Raw genomic sequence first — 5,259 nt, 5'->3', positions numbered from 1 at the left:
TTAAAAAATTTAAAGCAAAATCATAATCTTACACAAAATTAGTTTTCAAATTGTCATATTGATGATTTTTTTTATTTCATCAAGAGTTTTCGACAAAATTAAAGTAATATTTTAAAACAGTATCAAACATTTTAGTATAGTATTGCTTACGATATGCTTGTAAATATGCTTGTTTTTCTAAGTCTTTGGTTTTAGTTAATAGAGATTGGGTTTTATTTTGGTCATTATCTGATTTATCACCAAAAGGACTAGAAAAATGACATGCTAAATATACTTGTTCAATAATTGATTTTTGGTCTTCGGTATATGTTTCTAAGGTTGGTGTACCTTGTGCTACTTGTAAAGATTGAGATAATTGACCATCTACGGCTGATTGACCTGATTGAATAAAAATATCATCAAAAGCATCTTGTAATACTTTTTTATTACCTTTGTTATAAGCGGTCATTAAATCATCATCTAATATCCCATATCAATGAGTACGATTTGCTCATCTTTCTTTTGATTTAATATTAAAACTATCTTCTAAATCAAATTGTAATTTATAACAATTTGCCATAGTTGGTCATGGATTTAAAGTGGTTGATGTTGATAAAAATAAAGGGTTAGGTTCATTAATCATTTCTCAAAAAGATACAACTCCTAATTTATTTTTAAATTCTTGTACTAAAATAGGTTTTACATCATCTTTTATTTGTGTACGGCTTTGTCCAACRATTACTTCATTAGACTTCTTGCATAACCTATTAAAATAATTGTAAATATTTTTAAAAAGATACTAATAGCAAATTATAATTTTAATTAATTATGTCTTTTATTTAAAAATTTAATATTTTCCTACAACGAAAAATGACTTTTTTATTTAAATTATTTAATTTTAAATACATCTTCTATGCTCTAATCATACTTTATCGAATTTTTCTTTTTTATGTTTCAAGTGATCTGTATTATGAAAGTTTTCCTCCTCCAATACTAATAAATATTTAAATTTCTCTTCAATAAAAACTAATTCTAAATTATCAAATTCTTCTTTTAATTCTACAAATTCTTGCTTTTCTTTATTAAGTTCTTCTTCCATTCCAAGTTTCTCTGCATCAAGTTTCTCTTGAATTTTTTCTTATTTATCAATAATTTTATTGTATTTAGAAGGATCAGCAGGGTCTCAATATCCATGGTCATATTCAGAATAGGAAGTAATTTTTACAGCTTGATTAGCATTTAAATTCCATAATAAATTATAATAATAATAACTAAAATAATCTCAAATTAAATATGCCAAAGAACTTATATCCGCATCAGTAATTGAATATCCCAAATACTCATTCTTATGAAAACTAGTAATTTGATTTTTTAATTCAATTAAAAATACTTCTTTTGGATTATCTTTAAATAATGAACTATTATTTTTCAAGTACTTTCCGTTATTGTTAATCACAATTCATCATTGTTTTTTTTTTCAATTTCGTTAATTAGTGAGAAAAAAATTAATTCTCCTGCATATTCTCTATTTTTTTTGTTTATTTCTAATTCTATTTTTTGAATTTTTTCTTCTAAACTTTTTATTTTTTCTAGTAAACTATTATATTTTTGCCTTATTTTAACTAATTCCAACTCATCTGTTTTATACTTTAATTCTGCTGTTTCTGCTTCTGTTTTGACCAAGTTTATTTTAAATTTTGATTCTAATTCTGTCTTATTTTTAAAACTTCTTCAAATTGTTCCTCTACAATTTCAAGTGCTTTTAATTTAGCCGCTTTATTTTCATCTTCTACTTGTGAATTTAATGTTTCACTGTTATTTTTTGGTACCTTTAGATTTTCATCTGCTTCTCTTGATGTTTGAACTTGCTCCTCTAAACTTGTTGATGATACTGTCTTTTCTTTTCTTAAAGAATTCGAAGAATTCGAGGCACTACTTGATTGCGGGCCTGATGGTCCAGACCCTCCTGATTCTTCAATTGGTTTTATTGGTGGAAATTCTCTTGGATTTGTTCTTCTTCCTGATGGTATTCTGCTTGATGTTCTTCTATGCGTTGGATTTCCAACTGATGCTTTTCTATTTGATGGACTTCCAACTGCTGTTCCTCCTTTTAATGAATGTATTACCTTTGGGACTGTTGCTGTCCTAGATGGAGTTATTTTTGGTGATTTTGATTCTAAGACCGATGGTTCTTCAATATTGTCACTATTTTTTTCTTCAATCTTTATTCTATTTCCGATTTGGAATCTTTCTATATTTTTCATTAGCATTATTGTTATTAAAATATATACAAATAATATTATTTCAACTAAAATACTTATTTTTTTACTAAATATTTTCCTTCCATAATTCATAAATTTTAAAAAATAAATTAATTTTCAAATTATTACCAAGATTGATTATTTGTATAATATTAACTATCTATATTAATTTTAAATATTTAATAACTTTTTATTTTTTCTATTTAGTTGTTATTATTTTAATAAGCTAATAATTAATATAATTATTTTTATATGCAAAATTGTATCATAATTAGGTAGTTTATCATATCTATTTCAACATTAAAAAATATGATAAAACTATCTTTTTGTAGTTTTAATACCTGTTAAATTTTTCTTAAAAATTAACATAATAAAATAATCATTTGGTCTAAAATTTAGATAAAAAATCTTGAATATTCTATCTAAATCTATTTAGGTTTGAAACTGACTTTGAAAAATTTTTAGTCTTGTCAGTTTCAGATAGTATATCTAAGCCTACAGATGCACTAATTTTTGATTTACCAAATTTATTTTATGCATATGAAATTAGTGCATAGACAGCTGGTTTTCTAATATTAGGAACTACCTAACTTTTATTCTATCTAATAAAAGAAAAAACTCTTCTTTTTTGAAGAGTTTTAAGGTTGATAAATTAAGTTTATTTTTAACATAAATGTACCATTAGCGAATTGGCCAGTTGATGTTTTAACCTTAATAATCAATTCTTGTTGTGGATTATTTTCTGTTGGGAAATTAAATTGTTCAATGAATTCTTCTGATTCTGTATCATAAGATAATAATTCTCATAAAATATTTGGCTGTTGTCCTTTTAAACTTGGATTTTTTATGATTCCATCATATAGGATTGCATTAACCATATTTTTTACTAATTCTTTTTTATCTGCTAATGTTCTTGGTAAACTACGAATAAAGATTGGCAACATTGAACTTGTTAAATCAAGATTAAACTTAATTGGGACAGTTAGGGTTAAATTTAATTTAAGAGTAACTTGACCTGTAAAAATAGCATTATTTTTAGATGAAAACTGCAACTCTAAAGGAATTTTATTATCACTACTACTTACATCATATTTATTAATCGCTTCATCTAGTTGTTGACAAATTAACTCAAAGTAGTTTCAATCCGTTTGAATTTTAGAAAGCCCAAAAGTTGGTTCATCTTCAACAATAAATATTGGATTTTTAATAATATCGCCTCAAATTTGATGAGCTAAATATGGCACTTGGTTGTCTGAACTACTTTGTTTTCTTGGCACAAATTGATAAGTTTTATAGGATAAATCAACTACGGGGTTTTCTTCAATTGGCTTATTAACCATTTTAATTTGACCGTGAACAGTAACTTTAAAATCACGAGCAGCAACCTCTTGTTTTCCAGAAATATTCATTACATAAGTTTCTCATTTTCCACTTTTTTTAGTTTCTTTTAAAGCATTACTTAGTCTGTCTAGGTCTTGAGGTTCAAAATTCACTAAATCACGTGATAAATGCGGATTCCATGCCTTATTATTAATCAGTTTATCTCATACTAAATCTAAAACTGAGTTTGTTGTGTGTTTATCATCTTCAGCCAATAAAATTGGGTCTAATGCTAATAACCCAGGATCAATTCCTTGATTAATTAATGTTAATGTGATTGCAATATTGCCTTTAAAAATTGGGTCAGTGTTAAGATTAAGTGCCTGCAAAGTAACTTTTTCTCTTCGCCCAATATTAGGTCAATTCTTATTAAATATTGATTGTCAACTTGTGGTGTCAAAATTAGTTAATGCTGGACCACCATTAATGTTTGCTTCACGCATTACTAATTTTCAAATTCAATCTTTATCAACATTTGGTCGTTCTTGTTGAGTTACAATAATTGAAATTGATAATTCTATTGTTGGTGGTAATTCAATTTGATCTTTAACAATGAATCCAACAACTCGCATATAATGATGAATGCTTTCATCAATTGGTGTTGCTAAAAAATTCAACTCTGTATTACCACCAATATTTGGTTCTGTTACAGTACTTCAATCAATTTGATAGTCATTATAATCACTTGAAACTTGCGAATCATCGTTAAACTGTTGTTTAACTTCTTTTCACACTAAGTCATATAACTTTGGTGGTTCTAAGTTATTCTGCTGTAATTTCAAATTAACCATAGCACGATAACTAATAATGCTTAATTTAATTGTAATTGTCCCACTAAAAAGACTTGTTGGCGTATTTGCTTTGCCATTATATTCAGCAAACATTGTTACAGGCAATGCTTTATTATAATCGTCTGGCAATTGAAAACCTGAGATATCATAAGTTTCTGCATCAATTGGCGTTTCTGGTTTAAAACTACCAACGGCCTTTTCTCAAATCTCATTATATAATTCCTCAACATTTTCATATTTTGTGACATCTCATATATTTTCTAAGTTAACAGTTTGACTAATATCCATTGACGACTTTTTAACTAAAGTAAAACGAACGGTAATTGAACCAATATATGGAATATCTTCATCGTGGCGAATTGTTAAAACAACATATCCAGTTTGTGGTGTATTAGCAGTAACCGGTTTTACCATATTTTTCGAATCAGTAATTTCAAAAAAATCTAAAAGTAAATCTTGAGAAAGCCTTCCTTCAATTTTTGTTTGATTAAAAATTGATTCTTCTACAGTCATATTATCATCAGTAACAATAACATTATTAGTTAAAGTGAATTCTGTTGAAATATTCTCTCTTCCAGCAATTTTTGATGGAGAAGGCGTTCCGCATGATATAACACTAGCTATCGGAGCACTTGTAGTCAGAAATGTTGTTAGGAGTGTTAAAATTTTACGCATGTAAATCCCTTTCTTTTCAAACATTAATACTTATTATCATTATACACATTTTCATCTTTTATACATAAATTCTTTAATTTTGTCGAAAACTCTTGATGAAATAAAAAAAATCATCAATATGACAATTTGAAAACTAATTTTGTGTAAGATTATGATTTTGCTTTAAATTTTAW

General features: G+C 26.4%; 6 protein-coding genes. All 6 read right to left on the bottom strand.

The window, feature by feature from the left end:
• Window positions 1-28 precede the first annotated feature (28 nt).
• The 6 genes from EHV01_RS03085 to EHV01_RS03060 all read right to left on the bottom strand — a co-directional run bounded on the left by EHV01_RS03085 (window position 29) and on the right by EHV01_RS03060 (window position 5,086).
• Entirely contained in the window at window positions 29-622 is a 594-nt protein-coding gene (locus EHV01_RS03085; protein WP_422066156.1) for a hypothetical protein, read from the bottom strand.
• Between the two features lie 255 nt (window positions 623-877).
• The gene (locus EHV01_RS03080) at window positions 878-1,078 is read right to left on the bottom strand and encodes a hypothetical protein (protein ID WP_422066155.1); all 201 of its coding nucleotides are present in this window, start codon (window positions 1,076-1,078) and stop codon (window positions 878-880) included.
• A gap of 39 nt (window positions 1,079-1,117) precedes the next feature.
• Window positions 1,118-1,411 carry a hypothetical protein gene (locus EHV01_RS03075; RefSeq protein ID WP_422066154.1) on the bottom strand — a complete coding sequence of 98 codons (294 nt, stop codon included), beginning with the start codon at window positions 1,409-1,411 and terminating at the stop codon, window positions 1,118-1,120.
• Window positions 1,360-1,662: a hypothetical protein gene (locus EHV01_RS03070; RefSeq protein ID WP_422066153.1), complete on the bottom strand. Its 303-nt coding sequence runs from the start codon at window positions 1,660-1,662 to the stop codon at window positions 1,360-1,362. Before EHV01_RS03070 ends, EHV01_RS03075 begins: the two co-directional genes overlap by 52 nt.
• A gap of 20 nt (window positions 1,663-1,682) precedes the next feature.
• A complete protein-coding gene (locus tag EHV01_RS03065; RefSeq protein ID WP_422066152.1) occupies window positions 1,683-2,333 on the bottom strand; it encodes a hypothetical protein in 651 nt (216 codons plus the stop codon).
• Between the two features lie 545 nt (window positions 2,334-2,878).
• Complete coding sequence (locus EHV01_RS03060) at window positions 2,879-5,086, bottom strand: hypothetical protein (RefSeq protein WP_422066151.1); 2,208 nt, start codon at window positions 5,084-5,086, stop codon at window positions 2,879-2,881.
• Window positions 5,087-5,259 lie beyond the last annotated feature (173 nt).

Source organism: Spiroplasma sp. hy2, from assembly GCF_044714365.1.
In the GTDB taxonomy this organism is placed as follows: domain Bacteria; phylum Bacillota_I; class Bacilli_A; order Mycoplasmatales; family Mycoplasmataceae; genus Spiroplasma; species Spiroplasma phoeniceum.
Note: the sequence above shows the minus strand (reverse complement) of the source record. Positions and strands in the feature narration are given on the sequence as shown.